This is a genomic window from Rhodopirellula bahusiensis (genome assembly GCF_002727185.1).
GTDB classification, from domain to species: Bacteria; Planctomycetota; Planctomycetia; order Pirellulales; family Pirellulaceae; genus Rhodopirellula; species Rhodopirellula bahusiensis.
Genome location: NZ_NIZW01000008.1, coordinates 273152 through 293964, shown reverse-complemented (window position 1 = coordinate 293964; position 20813 = coordinate 273152). Strand labels below are relative to the sequence as shown.

Genomic DNA, 20813 nt, shown 5'->3' with positions numbered 1-20813 from the left:
ACACCCCCAATCGCACTGATTTGATCTTTTATGTCCATCCTGGAACGTCTTTGGGACATCCTTGGCCTCGTTTTCGGTAGCACGTTCGAACGTGTTGGCAGCCTGGCCACCAGCGTGTTTGGTTCCGCCAATGCCCGACAAGTCGCGAAATTGCAGGAATCCGCCGACCGAATCACGGCGATGGAATCAAAGTACGCGGGGTTGTCCGACGACGAACTCCGCGAACAAACCAAGCTGTTTCGCAAACGTCTTCGCGAAGGTGAGACGCTTGACGACATCATGGAAGAGGCCTTCGCCGTCTGTCGTGAAGGCGGCAAACGATTCCTGGGCATGCGTCATTACGATGTTCAGTTGGTCGGCGGCATGGTGCTGCACTCCGGCGCGATTGGCGAAATGGTCACCGGGGAAGGTAAAACCCTGGTCGCGACTCTGCCCGCTTACCTGAACGCTCTGGAAGCCAAAGGCGTTCACGTCATCACGGTCAACGATTACTTGGCCCGTCGTGACATGGAGTGGATGGCGCCGCTGTACATGAACCTCGGTCTGACCGTCGACGCGATCCAGTCCGGCATGTCGACCAGCGAAAAACAAGCCGCCTACCAGTGCGACATCACCTACGGAACAAACAACGAATTCGGTTTCGATTACCTGCGGGACAACATGCGTCCGGCTGCCAAGGGCGATGACCGTTTCCCCAGCGAAGTGCAGCAGTGCCAAGGCCCGCTGAACTACGCCATCATCGACGAAGTTGACAACATTCTGATCGATGAAGCTCGGACACCTCTGATCATCAGCGGCCCTGCCGACTTGGATTTGGGACGCTACGGCGAAGCCGACCGTGTCGCTCGACAACTGAAGAAAGAAGAACACTTCACCGTCGACGAGAAACAACACAACGTCACGCTGACCGACGAAGGCGTTCGTGCTGCGGAAGAGTTGGCGGGTGTGGAGAGCTTCTACACCGCGGGCAACATGGAATGGCCGCACCTGATCGACAACGCCCTGAAAGCCCACTACCTGTACAAGCTGGACGTCAACTACGTCGTCAAAGACAAACAAGTTGTCATCGTCGATGAGTTCACCGGTCGTCTGATGGATGGACGGCAATGGAGCGATGGTTTGCACCAAGCCGTCGAAGCCAAAGAAGGCGTGCCGATCAAGCAAGAAACGCAGACGTTCGCCACCGCTTCGCTGCAGAACATCTTCAAGATGTACAAGAAGCTGTCCGGGATGACCGGTACGGCTATGACCGAAGCGGACGAATTCTGGAAGATCTACAAACTCGACGTTGTCGCCATTCCAACGCACCGTGGATTGCAACGGATCGAACACCCCGACCTGATTTACTTGACCGAGAAGGACAAGTTCAAAGCGATCGCGGATGACGTCGAACGCACTCACAAGTGGGACGTGTTGGTGCTGAAAGATGGCACCGAGATGTGGGGCAACATCAAGTCCGAAACCGATTCGGCCGTGGAATTGCTTCCCAAAGGCGAAAAGCAGACCGAGACATTCTCTCGCGAAAAAATCGTTGCGGTCGAGCGAGCTGGTCGTCCGGTTCTGGTTGGTACCGTCAGCATCGAAAAGAGCGAACGCTTGTCCGCACTGCTGGAACGCCGCGGCATCAAGCACGACGTCTTGAACGCGAAGCAGCACGGCCGAGAAGCGGACATCGTTTCGCAAGCCGGCCGAATCGGCGCCGTCACGATCGCCACGAACATGGCCGGTCGTGGTACCGACATTATCCTTGGTGGTAATCCGGAAACGCTCGCCTGGTCGCAATTGCAACACAAATACCCGACGCGTTTGGAAGTGCCGGACGCCGAGTGGAAAGCTCTCGTCGACGAAATCGACGAACGCGAAAACATGAGTGCGGAAGGCAAGATCGTTCGTGAGATCGGCGGTCTGTACGTGCTCGGAACCGAACGACACGAATCACGCCGAATTGACTTGCAGCTTCGCGGTCGTTGCGGTCGTCAAGGCGACCCCGGTGGCAGCCGATTCTTCTTGTCTCTCGAAGACGACCTGATGCGGATTTTTGCTGGCGACTTCGTCAAAAGCATGATGGAACGCATGGGCATGAAGGAAGGCGAAGCGATCGAATCGTCGCTGGTCACTCGCCGAATCGCGGCGGCTCAGAAGAAGGTCGAAGAACGCAACTTCGAAATTCGAAAGAGCTTGCTCGAGTACGACGAAGTGATGGACGAACAACGCAAACGCGTTTACCGCTATCGCCAAAACTTGCTCGACGGACACAGCTCTCGCGAGATGCTGTTGACGTTGATCCACAACGAAATTCAATCGCAAGTCGACACGTTCCTGGATCCAAACTACGGCGTCGACACGTTCTCGGCGTTCGCCGGTGGAAAGTTGGGTTGCCAACTGGACGCTCGCGATTTCCAAAACATGGATTTCGAAATGGCGGACACTTACGCCAAGGATCAAGCCGAACGTGCATCGGAAGTCACCGTCGCTGAAGCCGTGGAAGAAAACCTTCCCGAGACGATGGAAGACGAATGGAACTGGAAGGCGATGGCCACCTGGGCGAACACTCGCTTGGTCACCAACTACCAAGACCATCAGTTGAAGAACAAAGATCGCGAAGAGATGATCGACGAGTTGATCGCTCACGCTCACAAGCAAATCGAAGAAACGGATTTGACCGAAGGCGAACCATTGCTGGAGGCCGACTACGGCCTTCGAGTTCTGTGTGCCTGGATGCGTCACAAGTTCGGTATCGAAACCACTCCGGAAGAATTCCGCGATGTGGAAGACCGCCGCAACGTCACCGAAGAACTCAATCGTCGTGCCGAAGCGGCTTACACCGAAAAGGAAGCCGAGTACCCGGTCCTGACCGGCATCTCTCGCTTCACCGACAAACAAGGTGCCCAGGTTTCACTCGACCGCGAAGGTTTGGTCGATTGGGTGCACGGTCGATTCAATCACGAACTCAGCGTCGATGAGGTCAAACTCAATCGTGACGACCTGAAGGTTCAGCTGATCCAGTACAGCAAGCAAACCGCCGGTGCCTCCGGTGGAATGCACGCTCAGGCAACCGAGAAAGTCGAAGATCTCTTCGGCAGAGCGGACGCCGACGTGACCGCCTCACTCGCCAGCGGACAATCCGGAAAGCTGGAAGCCTTGGCGACCTGGCTGCAAGAAGAGCTCGGTAACCGAAACACCGCCGAAGACCTTTCGCGGATGAATCGCGCCGAGCTGACTCTGGCTGTCAACGGTGCCGTCGATGACAAGTTCCACCCGGAAATGCGTCGGATGGAACGTCAGATTTTGCTGAACATCGTGGACGACTCGTGGAAGAACCACTTGTTGACGATGGACCATTTGCGAAGCAGCGTTGGCCTGAAGGGCTACGCTCAAATGGACCCCAAAGTCGAATACAAACGTGAAGGCATGCGACTGTTTGAATCCATGTGGGACTCAATTGGCGAACGCGTGACCGACCTGATCTTCCGCATGGAGTCTTTTAACGATGACTTCATTCGCAGCACGTGGGTCGACGCGAGAACTCGCCATGACGATGCCCACGAAGCCGGTCGTGCGGCCCAGCAATCGGCGCAAATGGAGTCCAACACCGCCGCCCAACGTGCCGCCGCAGGCAGCGAGGGTCGAGCCGAAGGCAGCGTTGACACCGTTCGAGTCGAAGAGCCTCGTATCGGTCGCAACTCACCGTGCCCCTGTGGCAGCGGCAAGAAATACAAGAGCTGCTGCATGCGTCGCGACCGTTGATCAAAAATGTGGCATAGGCTTCCAGCCTGTGAAGGGGATTCGACGTGGTCCCTCGCTCACGCGTCGGGTTATGATTCTCAAGCTCGTTTGATGTGAACCACTCAAACTCGGGACGGCTCGCGCCGTTCCGCTCAAACACCCGGTCCCAACGTTCCACGCCCTGCCAAGGAAGGCAACCATGTGGCTCAACATCGCCTACGCCGCAGCACTGACCGCGGTCTCGCCGTTGGTGCTGCACCGGATGATTCGCCACGGTCGCTATCGACGCGGCGTGGGGCAAAAACTGTTGGGCCTGTCATCCGAACAAGCGGCCCAAATTCGCGGAAATGCCGAGCGAACCATTTGGTTGCACGCCGTCAGTGTTGGCGAAGTCAACCTGCTCCCCGAGTTGGTCAGCCGACTGGAGAAGCAGCATCCCGAAATCGCACTGGCGATCAGTTCCTCCACCGACACCGGTTTCGACCTCGCTCGCAAACACTTCGGTGACGAACGAGTCTTCTTCTGCCCGCTCGATTTCACTTGGGCCGTTCGCCGCACGCTGAAAAACCTCGGCTGCGAGCAACTGGTGCTCGCGGAACTTGAACTGTGGCCCAATCTGATTCGATGTGCCCAAGAGGCGAACTGCTCCGTCCAAGTCATCAATGGTCGACTGAGTGCCACGAGCGCCGGTCGCTATCAACAATTCGCAAAAGTGTTGCGTTCAACGTTCGAGCGATTGGATTCGGTCGGGTGCCAAGACAACTCCGCCGCGGAACGTTTTGTTGCCTGCGGCGTCTCGCCGGACAACATCACCGTCACTGGATCCTTGAAGTTTGACAACGCCCCTCGCTCGCGAGAGACAACCGAAGTCAACGAACGCATCAACTGGTCGGGTATCGATCCGTGGCACCGAGTTTGGTGTTTTGGCAGCACGCAGGCCGGCGAAGAAGCGATGGCACTTCGTGTCTATCAAAAGCTGCGAGCAACGCACCCAGAACTGCGATTGATTTTGGTTCCCCGTCACGTCGAACGATTTGACGAAGTCTCGGAACTGATTCAGTCCGAAGGTCTGTCCTCCATTCGACGCAGTCGCAACGACAGCCAGTACGCTGATCAATGGGACTCCGAAGAAGTGATCCTGGTCGACACCATTGGCGAACTTCGTCACTGGTGGGGCGTCGGACAGATTGCCACGGTGGGCGGCAGCTTTGGTGACCGGGGCGGCCAAAACATGCTTGAACCCGCCGGCTATGGTTGTGCCGTTTCATTTGGCCCCAACACAAAGAACTTCGACACGATTGCCAAGCAATTGATCGCCGCCGACGCTGCGGTTCGTGTCGCCGATGAAGCCGAACTGCAGGAGTTCGTAACACGTTGCCTGACTGACGTACCCGCCGCGGACTCGCTCGGACAAGCCGCCCGCGAATTGGTCAACCAACACCGAGGTGCGTATCAGAAAACGCTCGAGATGTTGATCCCAGGGCAGGTTGGATCACGCCAACAAGCCGCCTAACCAACCCGCAGCACATTTACCGCCTGCGTCACGCCCACAACCTGTAGCACGTTGATCTCCAACGTGAACGAACCAAACAAACGCGCAATCAACTCAACGATACTGAGGAGCCCAAGGCGCTGAAGCCGAGTCCCATCGGTTCTGCTCAGCGGCTTGTGGTTGTCCGTTGTAATTCTGCGGCTGGTAAGCGTTTGGGTTGTAACCACCTTGGTCGCCATAACCCGCGTTGGGTTGTGCGGCAGGGTAATTGTTGTAAGCCGGCGGTTGGTTGTAATTAGGTGCGCCGTAATTCGGAGTGCTGTACCCAGCCCCTTGAACCGGTTGCCCGCCCTGTGGTGGCCAAGCATTCGGATTCGCGGGAGCAGCCCCGGGATAGTAGCCACCTTGGCCTTGAGCAGGATAACCACCCTGTTGCTGGGCAGCCTGCTGAGCGGCTTGTTCACGTTGACGCTCATCGAGTATGTCTCGACCGCGATCGATCGCCGAACGCGTGTCGCTGCGAATTTCCGTCTTGTTGATTTCGATTCGAGTTTTGTCGCCATCACGCTCGATGGTGAACCATCCAGCCATGAAAGCGCCACCGACGGCCAGGCCGAGTAAAAGCAATGTCCGCATGACACATCCTTGAAAACAGAAAAGACGAAACGGTCCTCCGAACGTTCGATCATCCCGAAGAGGACGTTTCAGCGGAAGATCAATTCATCCGTTTGGATCGTCACCCAGAATCCAGGAAATCCACTCAAACCTGTATTTCTTTCCAATTCGTTGCAACCGATCGCTTCAGCGAAACCCTATTGAATTGACACCTGATTCACTACGATGTGACGTCCACGCCGCGTCGCACGAAACAAAATCATGAAACACATTCGCAATTTTTGCATCATCGCCCACATCGATCACGGAAAATCCACCCTGGCGGACCGGCTGATCCAATCATGCGGCGGAGTGACTCAACGAGAGTTTCACGACCAAATGCTCGACTCGATGGACATCGAGCGGGAACGCGGAATCACGATCAAAAGCAACACGGTCACGCTGAACTACACCGCCAAAGACGGCGAGGCGTACCAACTGAACTTGATCGACACCCCCGGCCACGTCGATTTCTCACACGAAGTCCGCCGGTCGCTGATGGCCTGCGAAGGTGCTCTGATGGTCGTCGATGCCTCCCAGGGTGTCGAAGCTCAAACCGTCGCGAACTTGTACCTCGCGCTCGAATACGATCTGGAACTGCTGCCGGTCATCAACAAAATTGACTTGCCCGCCGCCGATGTCGATCGTGTTCGCGGTGAGATCGATGAGGACTTGGGACTCGATCCCTTCGTCGCAATCCCGGTTTCCGCCAAGACAGGCGAGGGCATCGAAGACGTTCTCGAAGGGATCGTCACGAACCTGCCCGCTCCGCAAGGCGACCCTAATGCGCCGCTAAAGGCTCTGGTGTTCGACGCTTTCTTTGACAAGTATCGCGGCGTGATCCTGCAATGCCGTGTCATGGAGGGAACACTGAAACCCAAAGACAACATCCACTTCATGCACGCCGATCGCGACTTCACGGTCGATGAACTCGGCTACAACCAATTCAAGCTTGTTCCTAAAAAACAACTCGCTGCTGGAGAAGTCGGTTACATTGTCGCCGGTGTGAAATCAGTCCAAGACATCGAGATCGGCGACACAATCACGCTGGCGAACAAACCCGCAGACGAACCGATCCCAGGTTATCAACCCGCACGCCAAGTCGTGTTCTCATCCGTGTATCCGATGAGCACCGACGAATACCAAGACCTCACTAAGGCTCTTGAAAAACTTTCGATCAATGACGCCGCGTTGACGTTCGAAAAAGACAGCTCCGCCGCTCTCGGATTCGGCTATCGCTGTGGCTTCTTGGGCTTGTTGCACCTCGATGTGGTGCAGGAACGTTTGCAGCGAGAGTTTGACATCGGGTTGGTCATCTCGGCGCCTTCGGTGCAGTACAAGATCCAACTCAAAGACGGCTCGACGCAGGACGTCGACAACCCGACTTACTGGCCCGACCCATCGACCATTGATTCGGTCAGCGAGCCCTACATCAAGGCTCAGATTCTGATTCCGGAAGAGTACGTCGGACCGGTGATGGAACTCTGCCGCGAACATCGCAGCGAGAGCCAAACAATGAACTACTTGTCAGCTGGACGCTTGGAAGTCACCAGCGAGATGCCACTTGGCGAAGTCCTGTTCGACTTCTATGGCAAGCTGAAGATGATCACGCGTGGCTATGGGTCGTTTGACTACGTGCCGATCGAATACCGCAAAACGGACATTGTCAAAGTCGACATCTTGGTCAACAAGGAACCTGTTGACGCACTTGCTTACCTGGTTCATCGTGACAAATCACGTGCTCGCGCGATGCACTATTGCGAGCAATTGGCCGAAGCGATCCCGCGGCACCAGTTCAAGATTCCGATCCAAGGTGCCATCGGTGGCACCGTGATCGCACGAACCACGATCGCTCCATATCGCAAAGACGTGACCGCGAAACTCTATGGCGGTGACGTGAGTCGGAAGAAGAAGCTGTTGGAAAAGCAGAAGAAGGGCAAAGCCAAGATGAAACAGTTTGGCAGCGTCAACATCCCGCAAAAAGCCTTCATCTCCGTGCTCCGCACCGACCAAGACTGAGCGACCGAAACATTGGCACGAGCAGCAGTTCTTGCGCGTGCCAATCCCTCGTCACCTCTACACAAACATGTTTGCCGGGAACGACTCGGCCACTTGAAAAGCCACCATCAATTTGCACTTTTCAATTGTCAATTTAACTTTTTCAATCACCCGCTCTTATCGCTGCATTCCCCGCCCAGGGCAAATCATTCGCAGGTTTTTGAGGATTAACCGAAATGCGTGAGCACCGGTTCCTACGACGAAACCGGGCCTAACGGCCATCGGCTAATCAGTGCAGATTGGAGAAGTGATTTCCCCAGCGTTCCCTCGCTATTTCGCGTCCGCCTCGTAGCCGTGCCACATCCACGCGAGCGTGTCGGCCAACGTCGCTTCGAACACCTTGCGATCGCAGTGCCGGGTCGCCTTTGAGAACACATACCGGTACTCGTAGCCTTTCGCTTCCAACGCATCGGCGGTTCGTTCATTCGCCATCACCCAATTGTGATAGGTCGACTCAGGATCGTTGGCTCGATTGTCGTTCTCCGCGACGTGAGTGAAGATTCGCAGCGGCTTCTTCTCAGTGTTTTCGATCAGCTTCATGCTCGAGTGATACTCCCACGCCCCGAGCGGGTAGTCCGCTTCTTCGGGTGCATCATCATCTTGCTGATCAACGAACGTTCCCGAGTACGTGATCAAACGGCGAAACCATTCCGGACGGAACCATCCCATTGTGAGCGCCGCCGCACCGCCACTACTGCACCCCATCACGCCACGCCCCCATGGGTCGTCCGTTAGCTTGAAGTTCGGATAGGCCGCGCGGATCTCAGGATGGTTTTCGACGGCGGGCAACACCTCCAACTGAATGAACCGAGCCAATCGATCAGACATCGTGTCGTATTCCAATCCCCGCTGGCTGCCTTTGCTGTCGTTGCCACCGTTTTGAACCGCGATCGCAATGAAAGCCGGAAGCCGACGATTTGGATCCTTGGAGTTTGTCATGTTGTCCAGTGCGTTGCGAACCAAGTTCAACCGACTCGGCCCATCATGCATGACCAGGAACGGGGCTGCGGTTCCGTCTTGGTAAGCCGCCGGAACATAGACCACGATTTTGCGTTGCTTGCGAACATCCTTGCGTGGGTCCAACGTCGAATCGGTTCCATCGAAAATCTTGCTCTCCGAGAGCGGCATCGCAAATTCAAACTGCTTGCCCTTGGGGGCTCCCTGATCCTTCAACTCGGGAGCCACTTCATAGTCGGGACCGATGACGACGCGACCATTCTGTACCGAGGACGCGACCTGATCGTCGGCCAAGACAGACGCATCGATGGATCCAAGACAAGCAATCGGAGCCAACGCCCAAACCAAGGATCGAAACGTTGAGTGACAAGAAATCAGCATGAGGTGGGCCGTGGATAAAGTTGGGGAAGGGAGGGGATTCCAAGGAGGCTTCCATTCTAACTCCCCCCGTCACTCAACGCGTTTACCGATCCGCGAATCGAACTTGGGGCCAACCTGCTGCGGACAACAGAACGAAAGATTTGACCTCCTTTGCGGAAAGATTGTTGCCGTTCGTCGGAAAGCCACTTTCCAGCCGCTTGACTTTCGATTCAAGTGATTCGTAGCGATGTCACTTCCCGCGGACGAATCGGCAAGCGAGCATCGCCCTTCCCACCCCGAGTTCGCTCGGCCCGCCTCAAGCTCCCTCCCGCCTCACCGCTGAGTTTCCCGTGCGCCCATCCTTCGCCCTTCTTTGCGTCGTGTGCCTGTTGACCGCGCCTTGTCAGCATTCATTTGCGGACCCGGCTCCGGAACCTTCGCCCACGGTGAAGTTCCAATCGCAAGACAAAGCCGTCAGCTTTGAAACTGATTTCGCCGGCGGCAAGATCGATCAGCTCGTGGAGCTGGGCGGCGGCGACTTTGAGATCCTGATTCGCCCCGAGAACGAACCGATCAATGACAGTGCTTGGTATGCCTTCCGCGTTCACGCAACGAACCCGAGGCAGATCAATGTCCGGCTGCGATACGAAGGCGGCTCCCACCGCTACGCACCAAAAATCAGTCACGATCGCGTCCAGTGGGAATCCGCTGAGCATCTGATCGTCGCACGTCATCCCGGTGGACGCGAAGTGACACTGCGTCTTCCCGTCAGCGACCAAGTCCTCTGGGTCGCCGGCCAAGAACTGGTCGGCAACAAAGACATCGCCAACTGGGTCGACACGCTCGCCCAATTGCCGTTTGTCGATTCGTCACTTGCAGGTCGCTCTGTTCAGGACCGACCGATTCATCGAATCGCGATCGGCAACCCAGATAGCCGAGAAGTGATCTACGCACTTTCGCGACAGCATCCTCCGGAGGTCACCGGCACCATCGGAATGATGCATTTCATCGAAGCGTTATGCGGAGACACCGAGTTGGCCAAACGCTATCGGGAAGAATTCCTGACCGTCGCCATTCCAATCGCCAATCCCGATGGCGTGGCCAAAGGTTACTGGCGATCCAATGCCAACGGCGTCGACCTCAACCGCGATTGGCTGAAGTTTCAAGAACCGGAAACGAGATCCATCCGTGACGACTTGGTTCACCTTCGCGGGGACCAAGGGAAACGCTTGTGGTTGTTCCTCGATTTCCACAGCACCTACAACGAAGTTTTCTACACCGTCCCCAAACAAACCAAACTGTTTCCCGATGGCTTCACGACCGAGTGGTTGAAATCTCTCAACGGTCGAATGGGCGATTCAACCATGTTGCGGGACGACGGACACAACGCTCACCGAAGCACAAGCAAGGCCTGGGTGGCTCGAGAACTCGGAATTCACGCGGTGACCTATGAATTTGGCGACGAAACCGACCGCGAACGCATCCGCAAAATCGCCTTCGGATCGGCGGAGGAAATGATGAAGATCCTCCTCGACCGCAAAGCAAACCTGGAACCAACTGCCTCGCGTTAGACAGCGATGGCAGGATCTCTGCCATCTGCTCTTTCGCGACAAAACTACCGAAATGGTCACCTCACCGGATGCGTTCTGCCCAAGGCCAAGACAGTTTTGATGAATGAAAAGCCTCGATCATTCCAAGCTTCAAGAAATCAATGCATGTCAGAATAACTGTGTTCTTTGGATCGTTCCGTGGCATCGATTAGTGTGTAATTAGCGAAGATTAGTGTTCCCCAAAACAGGCTGCGCCGAACACTAATCTCCTCTCATACGACACTAATCCGATCAGCGGTGCTCAAGGATCTCTCCGCTAATCCGACGCTGCGACGGCGAAGCCATTCACGACAACGATCGACCGAACGTTCCTCAGCAGGGCAACCTCTTCTTTCATGAAATCTTGTCGAAGAATGTTTGCATGCCGCGCCATCAAAGGCTTACCTTTGGCCCTCCGTTCAACACAGCCATGTTTCTCGACAGACGCTTCCACCATGCCTTGCTATCAATTGAATCACCAATCCAGATTCTTCGCCAGCTTGTTATTCCTCTCTGTCCTCACCCTTGCTGGTTCGCTGGTCGCACAAGACGCGGTTTCCTCGGGCAACAAACCCGCTTTCACAGCGAAACCGTTTGAAGTGGCCTGCCAAGGAACCTACCCGCACCATCTGCAAGGCGTTTGCAGCGACGAAGCGTCGATCTACTGGTCATTCACAACCACGCTGGTCAAAACGGACCTCGATGGAAAAGTCCTGAACAAGATTCCAGTCGCCAATCACCACGGCGATCTCTGCTTCCACGACGGCAAGCTTTATGTCGCGGTCAACCTTGGCAAATTCAACGACCCAAATGGCAACGCCGATTCATGGGTCTATGTCTACGACACTAAAAATCTCGAAGAACTTGGTCGACATGAGACTCAAGAGGTCTTTCACGGAGCAGGCGGCATCGGACACCATGACGGCCACTTCTACGTTGTTGGGGGACTGCCCGATTCAGTCGACGAAAACTATGCCTATGAACACGACAGTGATTTTCGCTTTCTCAAGAAGCACGTGATCGCGAGCGGACACACTCACTTGGGGATCCAAAGTGCCACCTTCGCTCACGACCGTTGGTGGTTCGGTTGCTATGGTTCCCCCGCCATCACTCTGGTGACCGACGCAGACTTCCAGATGAAAGGCCGACACGAACTCAATTGTTCTCTCGGCATCGAAGGTCTCTCTGACGGTCGATTGCTCGTCGCCAGCGGCCATTGCGACAAGGCAAACGGATGCAGCGGAAAGGTCCAATCGGCGCAACCAAGCGAAGCCAAGGGCTTCCAGCTTGAAAAATGATCCGACGAGCGTCTAGCGAAGAAAGTATTCGCCGAGCCTGACATTTCTTCCCCGGCGGATGCTCACTCCATTAGGATCGTGGCTTTCCGCCCGTCACTCGATGAAGACCAGATGAATGATGTCTTGCAAGAAGCTTCCAAATCGACGTGACATTCTGGTAGGCGGAACCGCTTTCGCGGCCACCGGACTCTCGAAAGTTTCACCCGCCCAGGACCCCGCTCCAACATCCGCCAACGATCGCCTGAAGATTGCCGCCATCGGCGTCGGCGGGCGGGGTGGATCAAACCTGCGGACGATGGAAAAGACTGGGCTGGTCGACATCATTGCCGTCTGCGACGTCGATACGCGATACACCGACCAAGCCATCCTGCGGCATCCGAAGGCAAAAGCGTTTCGAGATTTTCGCAAACTGTACGACGCCGTTGGCAGCGATATTGATGGCGTCGTCGTCAGCACCACCGAACACACCCACGCGTTCGCAACGAAGCCGGCGTTGCAACTTGGCAAGCACGTCTATTGCGAAAAGCCATTGGCGTACAACATCAACGAAACACGGAAGATCACCGAAGCGGCCGAACGTGCCGGTGTCGTCACCCAAATGGGAACCCAGATTCACGCTGGCGACAATTACCATCGAGTTGTTGAGTTGATCCAAAGCGGCGCGATCGGCGAAGTCAGCGAAGCTCACGTGTGGGTGAACCGAGCTTGGGGTTTGCAATCCGAAGCCGACGCCAAGAAGCACCGCGATCTACTGCACGTGGATTCGCGACCGAGCGACGCCATGACACCACCGGAACATGTCGACTGGGATCTGTGGCTGGGGCCCGCCCCGGTCCGTCCTTACCACTCGGTCTACTTCCCCGGGCCGCGTTGGTATCGATGGTGGGATTTCGCTGGCGGAACCATGTCGGACCTCGGCAGCCACTGGAACGACCTTCCTTTCTGGGCACTGGAGCTCGACGCTCCCACCACGGTTGAGGCATTCGGCGATCCGGCTCATCCCGAAATTGCCCCCGCATCCATGTCAGCGAAGTACGAGTACCCTCAGCGCGGCGATCGCGGCCCAGTGTCGGTTTCCTGGTACCAAGGCACACACAAACCCGAGATCTGGCAACGCGGGGAGATTCCTCGCTGGGATAGCGGAGTGCTGTTCATTGGCAGCAAAGGTATGTTGCTTTCCGATTACGGGAAGCACATGCTGCTCCCAGAAGAATCCTTCGTCGATTTCGAGCCGCCACCCCCCTTCGTGCCTGACTCGCCCGGACATCATGCCCAATGGGTTCGAGCGTGTTTGGGCGAAGGCAAGACTGCAAGCCCATTCAGCTATGCCGGCCCGCCCACCGAAGCCAACCATCTCGGAAACGTCGCCCACCGAGTCGGCAAAAAGATCACCTGGGATCGCGACAAGATGCAGTGCGTGGGATGCCCCGAAGCAGCCCCCTTCATCGCTCGGGAACCTCGCGAAGGCTGGTCGCTCAGCTAAAACAGAAAGTGTGGCATAGGCTTCCAGCCTGTGATTGTGCGGAACACAGGCTGGAAGCCTATGCCACTAATCGCGAGCCTATTCACGCGGGTCGTTCGAAACCCCAGGACGCAGCCAGAGCATCCGCGGCTTGTTCGATATCAGTGATTTCGCCCCAGCCGCCGTTTCGCAGAAACGCATGCGCAAACTCGTGAGCGATCACGTAGTGCGCGAACGCTTCGCTCGCGTCAGCCAATTTGCTCCGCAGAATCACACAGCGACTGCCGTTTCCATCGATTCCGGGGGCGGGCATCAAAAATGACCAGCCCACACCGGGAACGTAGTTGTCAATTTCAACTCGAAAGCGTTCATCGCTCAAAAAGTCTGCCTGCACGTCCTCCGGCAACTGCTTCAAGACAGTCAACACCCTTTGCTGCAAAACAGGGTACTCCGCAAACGGTGCGGTGTATTCGGTGAACGACATGGCAAACAATTGGATGATAAACGGGGATGACGCGAAGGGGCGGAAGATGTTCCGGTGACGACCAGTCCAATCTTCGGCTCCAAATCGAAAGTCAAAATCAGCGTGGTTCGAGTTTAAAGCACGCGAATCAATGACGCCTCCCTGATTCGACCGTTCACTGCGAATCTTGCAGCCTTGCTCCGGTTTCGCCCGAAAGCGTATTTGTCAACAAAGGTCTCTCTCATTCCGCCGAAGCAAGGACGCTCGCGATGACTGAATTCTATCGACGATTGCTGCTGTGTCTGTGCGTCGCCTCTTTGGTTGGAATCCTACCGCCCGAAGCAAATGCGGCACCAACCGAGCAGAACCTATCCGCGACACAACAACTTGCTCCCGCGTCAAATGTCCCCAACTTGCGAGACGTCGGGCAACCCGAAGCGGTCTTTTCGCCAAATGCAGCTTCGCGTCCTGATGCATCAAATCCCGTCGCTCTCGTCTCCGCAGAAGACGATTTGGCTGCCGAAACGTCTTCTGAGGTGCTAGAGAACAAACAAGAAGAAGTTGCCGCAGAGCTTCGCGTCGCGATGCTGCAAGAGAAGCAAGAGGCGGAGTCGGCTGGAAACGACAACGACCAACCCAGCGCTGATTCCAGTCGGGTCGACCTACTCAAGCAGATCGATGTTGTCATCGCACAACAACAGTCGGCAACCTCGTCGAACGAAGACCACGATGCGCAAGTCGCCTCGCTCAAGCAACTTCTGACTCGGCTCGCAGACGGAAAAATCGAGGACAAGTCACCGCCGTACTCGATCGTGTTCCAAGACGGACTCAAAGAATCCGTCCGCAATGCGAATACCCGACTTCTTTCAGCCGAGTCGTCTGTCGTCTCAGCTCGCGACGCTGCGGAAACTGCCAAACTCGAATCGGACGACCGCGCAAGGACGCTCCGCCAACTGAAAGAAACGTCCACATCAGCAACGGAAAACGAGAATCAAATCGCCGAACTAGAGCAAAAGCTTGCCGAAGAAATGCTCGTGCTCCGTCGCCAAGAGCTATCGATCGCCGAAGCCAATCAAACGATCGCCAAACTGCAGCTCGAGATCGAAGAAGAGAAGCTGGCGATCGTGGGTGATCACATCGTCTTCACTCGTGAAATGCTCGAGCAAAAACTGGATGACTTCGACCTTCGAGAGATCGAACTGAAGCAGCAAGTCGCACGCCTCAAGAACGAACTGCACTTCGCCGAACGCCGCTGGATGGCGGCCCGACAAGAAACGGATTCCACGCCCAACGCTGGACCTGAGCTGACCGAGCGAGTGGACTCACTCAAAGTCGCACAGATGACCCTTCAGAATCAGTCGTCTTTGATCAATCAACAACTGCAGCGGATCCCGATCCTCAAAAAGGCATGGGAACGTCGCTTTCTCGTTGTAACCAACCAAGCCGAACGCAAGGAACGCCAGGAATGGGTGGAAGAAACCGAGCAACAGATTGAACAAATCGAACGAGATCGAAGAGCAAGGCAGTTCAAACTCGATGAACTAAGAGTTAATCAGTCCAACGTCGAAGCCAAGATTGATGCGATCAACGGAACCAACCCTGCGGTCCGTCGATGGCTTGAATCCAAACGTGACTCGTTGGCGAAGCAGGTCGAGTTCTACAACAGCAGCGTCATTTCACAGGACAACGCCGAAAGAACACTTCGACGATTGAAAAACCAAATCGATGGCGAACCAGGAAGGAGCGTCAGCGAAATCATCGAAGACAGCTGGGACCAAACCCAACGAGTTTGGAACTACGAACTGGCCAATATCGATGACACGTCGCTGACGGTCGGCAAGGTCTGCAGCAGCGTGCTGCTGCTCTTCATCGGCTTCATGCTCGCTCGCTGGTTCAGCGCACTGCTTGGGCGTCGCCTGCCCAAATGGGGCGTCGAAGAAGCAGCCGCGCACGCCATCGAATCGCTGACCTTCTACGCCTTGTTGATCACGCTCGGACTGACCGCCCTTCGCTACGCCAATGTGCCGCTGACTGTTTTCACCTTCCTCGGCGGGGCGGTGGCAATCGGTGTTGGCTTCGGCAGCCAGAACATATTGAACAACTTCATCAGCGGCCTGATTTTGCTTGCCGAACGGCCGATCAAAGTCGGCGATCTCGTCAGCGTGGACGGAACGCTGGGCAACGTCACAACTATTGGCGCTCGAAGCACTCAAATTCGAACCGGTGAAAACCAAGACATCATTGTGCCCAACAGCAAATTTCTGGAAAACAACGTCACCAACCTGACCCGCCGCGATGATCGACTGCGGACTTCGGTGACAATCGGGGTTGCCTATGGCTCGAACCTCGACTCCGTTTTGCGTTTACTTGCCCGCGCAGCCTCAGAGCAAAGTGGAGTCCTGGATCGGCCCAAACCAATGGTTTGGTTCAACGACTTTGGCGACAACGCGCTCGTGTTCCAAGTTCACTTTTGGATCCAGGCCAAGAACGTGACCCAAATGCGAATGATTGAAACAGGCGTGCGACTGAAGATTGACTCGATGTTTCGAGAAGCCGAGATCGTCATCGCCTTCCCGCAACGCGACTTGCACATCCAGGCATCGCGTCCCATCGACCTTCGATTGGTTGGGTCAAACGCCCCCAGCCAAGACGACCTCGACTCCATCGGAGATGCCGCTTGACCGGACTGATTGCGTATCCCTACGCGTCGTCCTCTGGCAAAAACTCAGTGAACGCTGCCCAATCGTGATCCCAAACCGCTTGGCACTGAACCTCATGGGTCGCATCAGCGTTCTTCAACGATTCGTGCATCGCTCCGATGTCCGCACCCTCTTTGATGTAAAAGACCAACTCCTTCATCGAAGCGTTGGTCAGCGTCAACACGTGAATCCCGTCGGCACCCTCGGCAACCGTTTCGACGATTCGATCCTCTAAATCAGCCAGCGATTCATTCTCGGTGGGGTCCGGAATGCTGGCACCCTCTGAGTCCAGCATCTGAACCGCGAACCCCAACTTGATCCCGTAGTCCGGATGACCAATCCATTCGCGAGCGGATTCATTGATCCGCAGAAATAGCGGCATCCCACCGTAGTCAAGCTCGCACAAAGACCAACGATGTTTCTCGGGATCATTCGCCATGGTTGTTCAACAAGTGGATGGATGTCGCTGGCTGGTCCAAAGCGGCGATCAATCACCGCCTTGCATTTGCATGATTGACGCTCGGATGAGCCGTGCTGGAACCATCTTCGACAATTTGGCTCCCGATGAATCATGGATCACGCCAATGTACATGGCAACGACAACCAAGGAACCCTCGGGCTGATTGTCCAAGAACGCAGGACCGCCACTCGTGCCTTGAGCAAGAGGTGGCGAACAATAAACAATGGGTTCATGCCCCCAGCGATTTTTCGTATCCGTTTCGCGAGATGCGACATGGCCGACAATTGCCACCGGAGAGAGCACCTCGCCCGCACCGATCGCGAGCGGAAACCCGACTGTGACAATCCCAGTTGTACGCGAAGGCGTTTCCGTGCTGATTGATTCAAGCGAGATCGAAAGCGCGGTCAAGTGGGCAAAGTAAGTCTCCGCTCCATCGACCAAGAGCAATTCGGCAACCGCGAAGTCAGAACGCTTGTCACGTTGCCAAGGGTTTGCCGACGCACGGAAGAACGTTTTCAAGGCAACCCACTGGGAGACACCGTCTGGGTCTCGATACCTCAACTTGCTCTTCGGGTTCGTCTCCTCCGATGCATGCCCAGCGGTCACGAGAAACAGGCGTTCGTTTGAATTCACTAGGAACGCAGAGCAAAGCTTGCCGGTGTCGGGCTTCGACTCGATCTCAGATTGGATACAAACAACGCGGTCCCACGGCTCGACCGCCGCCGTTTCAGAAACGATTGCAACTGCGACCAGTGCAGCTCCAAAAAAGAACGACACGGTGGTATGTGTCATACGGCTACAAACTTCCACTTGAGGAGGTGCGGCAAAGTGCGATCGTCCACAACTGGCGGACACGGAATGGAACGTTCAGCAGTCGTTGCAGCTTTGCGGACTTCATTTCCGGCTAATTTAGCACCGACCCGCACGATCACCACGGTAGGTATTTCGCACTGCCATCGAAAGTACCGATCGGCGGTGTCTCGAAAACAGCCCACACCCCCGCGAGTTCGTCTTAGTCGCTTCGGACCAAACCAAAATTGTCGCCACGGTTCCCACATACTACCGGGTCGAATACCAAAACGACCAACAGGATTCGCCCAATTCAATCCCGCCGCCCCGCGTTAGAGTCGATGAATCGATGCAAGCACCACATGCAACAGCAACCAAACCGAAGTGGCACAGAGCGAGCAGGGAAGGAACATGCGTCGACCACCCATCGCGAAACCGATGCCGCCAAATATGAGCGTTCCGGGCAGGAGAAGCAATCCAATGAGCGCGATCGATGAAGCAATCGGCCCACCCCGTGAATGAACGAAGCACGAAAGAAACAGGATCCATCCCGTCGCATAGAGCAACAGTTCAGAGATGTGACAGTGCCGTTCCATTCGCGCCAATATCGTCAGGCAATCCCATTGAGGTTGGGTCAGTTCCACACTATGAAATGATACCAGCAATCACCGGGTGGCAACACACAAAGCTTGCTTCTTCCGTCGCTCATGACCAGCGGAATCAGGCTTGATTCACCGGGTCAAATAACATGGCAAATCATCGAGGAGGGTTGGCCGCAGTGAAGGCCGCACAATGGCGAAGCCAATCCTCAGAGCGGAAGACACATCTACTCCATCGCATCGCTTGCGTGTCCCCGCCATGCCTTGCCATTGTCAAATATCATGATCAATGGAGCGCGACCATGTACAGCCATCAACAACTCCTCGCCGCGTCCGAAAAATCGGTCAGCAATTTGCTTGGTCGATCCGTCACGGACACCGCGACAAGCAGGTGATGGGAAGCGTCTTCGATTGGCTCGGAGATGAAACGAAGGTGAACCAGACAGCAAGCAGAATCTCATCCGATAGACAATGCTTCACCGAGCTTCACCGATTGAGCGAAAGCATCGCTATTCAATGGCTTTGGGTTGCGTCGTTAGTTCAGGGTCCGTTCTTCACGCACCATCCGAGTGACAGTGTACGAAACATTTTTTGTTCGTCGCTCGGGAACCATTTTGCAAACCGTGTAGTTCACAATCCTTTCCCTGGTTTCGGGCACCATCTTGCAGACAACGTAATCGATCGATTCGCCCGTCACCTCGTTCAGCTTGATTCGCTTTTCGCGGACAGCCGTCATTTGCGTGTACTGGATCGTTTTGGTGCGTTGTTCGTAGACAGGCTTCATCACGGTGTAGCTGACCGTTTTTTCGCGATTCTCTCGAACTGGTCGCGTGATTGAATAGCCAGCAGGTTCTGAGGACCGGACGGTCGTGCCGGACGCCCCAATCGACGCACGACCAGCTTCATGTCGTGGTCCGTGAACTCTGGCAAAGAAAGCGAGCAGAGCGAACGAAGATGCGACGAGTGCGATGCAGTGTGCCTTGCGAAGTTTCACAGCGTTTTCCTTGCGAATAGACGTGCGGCCTATCGAATTATCGGTAAATCAGAGAGGTTTGATGAATAGTCTTTCCGCCAATCGGTCAACCTCATTCGCAGAACGCCCAGGATCACTGGATCGGGATGAACTGATGGGACGCGATCAAAAGACGAGGCCAATCGCCGAAACTGAAAGCCATACAACGTCACACGACCATGCCTTTCACCTCTGTCACCACACGACCACGGGAAACGACGCAAGCGCGATGACAATTGTCAGTTGCGGGGCCGTCATCAGCAGTATCCGTGCTCTTCTCTCACGAAAGATGAACGCGGGAACCGAGAAGAGCCCAGCAAGCAGAATCCCAACCCCATAGGCTGTGACGACCTGCTCGCCTTCCCCGAGATCTTCGACACAATCCAGAAGGACAAGGAAGAGAGCAAAAAGAAGAAGCGGGCCCAAGCCCAACATCCATCGTGCGTGGGTCGATTCGAACCAGTTGCCACATGCCGTTCCAACGAGAACAAATCCAGCGACCCACGGAATTGTCGCCAACCCAACCCAGGCATCGTCCGTCGTCAACAAGTCGGCCAACGATCCCTGCATCAATACCGCACCTACCGGGACGATTGCGAGCGTTGACACACCTGTTGCGATCCAAGCAGTAGCCGCGGCATCAAGCAACCAATTAGAAGGCCAATGAGGCATACGTCTCTCCGTCGATGTGAAATTTGTCGCGTCTTCGAGATTGGTTGACAAACGAAAACGCAAGCGGCACCGCAATTCCGTAACGAATCAAAAATCCGATCGTCGAAAAAGGCAATGGTGAAGAAGCGAATTCCATATGCAGAAACATCAGGGAAGAGATGCCGGCAACGCGAGCATTGCCCCGCCGACGAACAGCACGATCCTGCTGGCGACGGCGAAAGAGTCTACGCACGGCCAAAACGCCTCCGCCGCCGCTCGTCGCAACCGATGGTTCGCCGTGACCTCACAATCGAGGCTTTGTCCGGGGATAATGCCACATCGAAGCACTTCGCTCAAAGGATTTGGCAATCCCGAACGTGCAAACTGAGGCCAGACCAAATGCGACCAAGGCAAGCATCCACGAGGTAGCGAAATCGCGGGGGATGTCCCAGTAAAGCAGGGGAGCCTTGTTGCACCAGAAGATTCCCGAGGACTCACTCCCCCAACCAGTACTACTGAAGGCTTGCTGCGTATCGAGGGATAT

Annotated in this window: 15 protein-coding genes; 7 read left to right on the top strand and 8 right to left on the bottom strand. The window is 55.6% G+C overall.

The genetic code is table 11. The annotated features are described in order from the left end of the window. Positions 1-30 precede the first annotated feature (30 nt). Positions 31-3747: a preprotein translocase subunit SecA gene (gene secA / locus CEE69_RS12570; protein WP_099260976.1), complete on the top strand. Its 3717-nt coding sequence runs from the start codon at positions 31-33 to the stop codon at positions 3745-3747. Positions 3748-3925: 178 nt separating this feature from the next. After that, positions 3926-5239: a 3-deoxy-D-manno-octulosonic acid transferase gene (locus CEE69_RS12565; RefSeq protein WP_099260975.1), complete on the top strand. Its 1314-nt coding sequence runs from the start codon at positions 3926-3928 to the stop codon at positions 5237-5239. A gap of 93 nt (positions 5240-5332) precedes the next feature. Here the strand turns inward: CEE69_RS12565 and CEE69_RS12560 are convergent, their stop codons facing one another. Further along, positions 5333-5809: a hypothetical protein gene (locus CEE69_RS12560; protein ID WP_099261017.1), complete on the bottom strand. Its 477-nt coding sequence runs from the start codon at positions 5807-5809 to the stop codon at positions 5333-5335. A 285-nt stretch (positions 5810-6094) separates the two neighbouring features. On the opposite strand from CEE69_RS12560, the gene lepA reads away from it, so the two are divergent. After that, on the top strand, positions 6095-7891 hold the full coding sequence (gene lepA / locus CEE69_RS12555; RefSeq protein WP_099260974.1) for a translation elongation factor 4: 1797 nt from the start codon (positions 6095-6097) through the stop codon (positions 7889-7891). A 309-nt stretch (positions 7892-8200) separates the two neighbouring features. Here lepA and CEE69_RS12550 read toward each other — a convergent pair whose 3' ends face one another. Continuing rightward, positions 8201-9268, bottom strand: coding sequence for an alpha/beta hydrolase (locus tag CEE69_RS12550; protein ID WP_099260973.1), 1068 nt, complete (start codon positions 9266-9268; stop codon positions 8201-8203). A gap of 425 nt (positions 9269-9693) precedes the next feature. Between CEE69_RS12550 and CEE69_RS12540 the strand changes: the two genes are divergently transcribed. From CEE69_RS12540 to CEE69_RS12525, 3 genes are all read left to right on the top strand, one after another. Beyond that, a complete protein-coding gene (locus tag CEE69_RS12540) occupies positions 9694-10818 on the top strand; it encodes a M14 family metallopeptidase (RefSeq protein WP_099261016.1) in 1125 nt (374 codons plus the stop codon). A gap of 473 nt (positions 10819-11291) precedes the next feature. Next, positions 11292-12134 carry a Kelch repeat-containing protein gene (locus CEE69_RS12530; protein ID WP_099260970.1) on the top strand — a complete coding sequence of 281 codons (843 nt, stop codon included), beginning with the start codon at positions 11292-11294 and terminating at the stop codon, positions 12132-12134. Positions 12135-12249: 115 nt separating this feature from the next. Further along, positions 12250-13617: a Gfo/Idh/MocA family protein gene (locus tag CEE69_RS12525; RefSeq protein ID WP_233215171.1), complete on the top strand. Its 1368-nt coding sequence runs from the start codon at positions 12250-12252 to the stop codon at positions 13615-13617. A gap of 82 nt (positions 13618-13699) precedes the next feature. On the opposite strand, the gene CEE69_RS12520 is transcribed toward CEE69_RS12525, so the two are convergent. Next, on the bottom strand, positions 13700-14080 hold the full coding sequence (locus CEE69_RS12520) for a hypothetical protein (RefSeq protein ID WP_099260968.1): 381 nt from the start codon (positions 14078-14080) through the stop codon (positions 13700-13702). 248 nt (positions 14081-14328) lie between these two features. Between CEE69_RS12520 and CEE69_RS12515 the strand changes: the two genes are divergently transcribed. After that, positions 14329-16740 carry a mechanosensitive ion channel domain-containing protein gene (locus CEE69_RS12515; protein WP_099260967.1) on the top strand — a complete coding sequence of 804 codons (2412 nt, stop codon included), beginning with the start codon at positions 14329-14331 and terminating at the stop codon, positions 16738-16740. 19 nt (positions 16741-16759) lie between these two features. Here CEE69_RS12515 and CEE69_RS12510 read toward each other — a convergent pair whose 3' ends face one another. From CEE69_RS12510 to CEE69_RS12485, 5 genes are all read right to left on the bottom strand, one after another. Then, a complete protein-coding gene (locus CEE69_RS12510; RefSeq protein ID WP_099260966.1) occupies positions 16760-17197 on the bottom strand; it encodes a DUF695 domain-containing protein in 438 nt (145 codons plus the stop codon). A 48-nt stretch (positions 17198-17245) separates the two neighbouring features. Continuing rightward, entirely contained in the window at positions 17246-18010 is a 765-nt protein-coding gene (locus CEE69_RS12505; RefSeq protein WP_099260965.1) for a trypsin-like peptidase domain-containing protein, read from the bottom strand. Positions 18011-18339: 329 nt separating this feature from the next. Continuing rightward, on the bottom strand, positions 18340-18603 hold the full coding sequence (locus CEE69_RS12500) for a hypothetical protein (RefSeq protein ID WP_099260964.1): 264 nt from the start codon (positions 18601-18603) through the stop codon (positions 18340-18342). Between the two features lie 538 nt (positions 18604-19141). Next, positions 19142-19600, bottom strand: coding sequence for a hypothetical protein (locus CEE69_RS12490; RefSeq protein WP_233215170.1), 459 nt, complete (start codon positions 19598-19600; stop codon positions 19142-19144). Between the two features lie 213 nt (positions 19601-19813). Beyond that, positions 19814-20290 carry a hypothetical protein gene (locus CEE69_RS12485; RefSeq protein ID WP_143549217.1) on the bottom strand — a complete coding sequence of 159 codons (477 nt, stop codon included), beginning with the start codon at positions 20288-20290 and terminating at the stop codon, positions 19814-19816. Between the last annotated feature and the right edge of the window lie 523 nt (positions 20291-20813).

What these genes read in the sequence shown, in the direction of transcription:
- lepA (WP_099260974.1), top strand. Translation starts at nt 6,095, where the DNA reads ATGAAACACATTCGCAATTTTTGCATCATCGCCCACATCGATCACGGA.
- CEE69_RS12530 (WP_099260970.1), top strand. Translation starts at nt 11,292, where the DNA reads ATGCCTTGCTATCAATTGAATCACCAATCCAGATTCTTCGCCAGCTTG.
- CEE69_RS12525 (WP_233215171.1), top strand. Translation starts at nt 12,250, where the DNA reads ATGATGTCTTGCAAGAAGCTTCCAAATCGACGTGACATTCTGGTAGGC.
- CEE69_RS12560 (WP_099261017.1), bottom strand. Translation starts at nt 5,809, where the DNA reads ATGGCTGGATGGTTCACCATCGAGCGTGATGGCGACAAAACTCGAATC.
- CEE69_RS12515 (WP_099260967.1), top strand. Translation starts at nt 14,329, where the DNA reads ATGACTGAATTCTATCGACGATTGCTGCTGTGTCTGTGCGTCGCCTCT.
- CEE69_RS12485 (WP_143549217.1), bottom strand. Translation starts at nt 20,290, where the DNA reads ATGCCTCATTGGCCTTCTAATTGGTTGCTTGATGCCGCGGCTACTGCT.
- CEE69_RS12520 (WP_099260968.1), bottom strand. Translation starts at nt 14,080, where the DNA reads ATGTCGTTCACCGAATACACCGCACCGTTTGCGGAGTACCCTGTTTTG.
- secA (WP_099260976.1), top strand. Translation starts at nt 31, where the DNA reads ATGTCCATCCTGGAACGTCTTTGGGACATCCTTGGCCTCGTTTTCGGT.
- CEE69_RS12565 (WP_099260975.1), top strand. Translation starts at nt 3,926, where the DNA reads ATGTGGCTCAACATCGCCTACGCCGCAGCACTGACCGCGGTCTCGCCG.
- CEE69_RS12510 (WP_099260966.1), bottom strand. Translation starts at nt 17,197, where the DNA reads ATGGCGAATGATCCCGAGAAACATCGTTGGTCTTTGTGCGAGCTTGAC.
- CEE69_RS12500 (WP_099260964.1), bottom strand. Translation starts at nt 18,603, where the DNA reads ATGGAACGGCACTGTCACATCTCTGAACTGTTGCTCTATGCGACGGGA.
- CEE69_RS12505 (WP_099260965.1), bottom strand. Translation starts at nt 18,010, where the DNA reads ATGACACATACCACCGTGTCGTTCTTTTTTGGAGCTGCACTGGTCGCA.
- CEE69_RS12550 (WP_099260973.1), bottom strand. Translation starts at nt 9,268, where the DNA reads ATGCTGATTTCTTGTCACTCAACGTTTCGATCCTTGGTTTGGGCGTTG.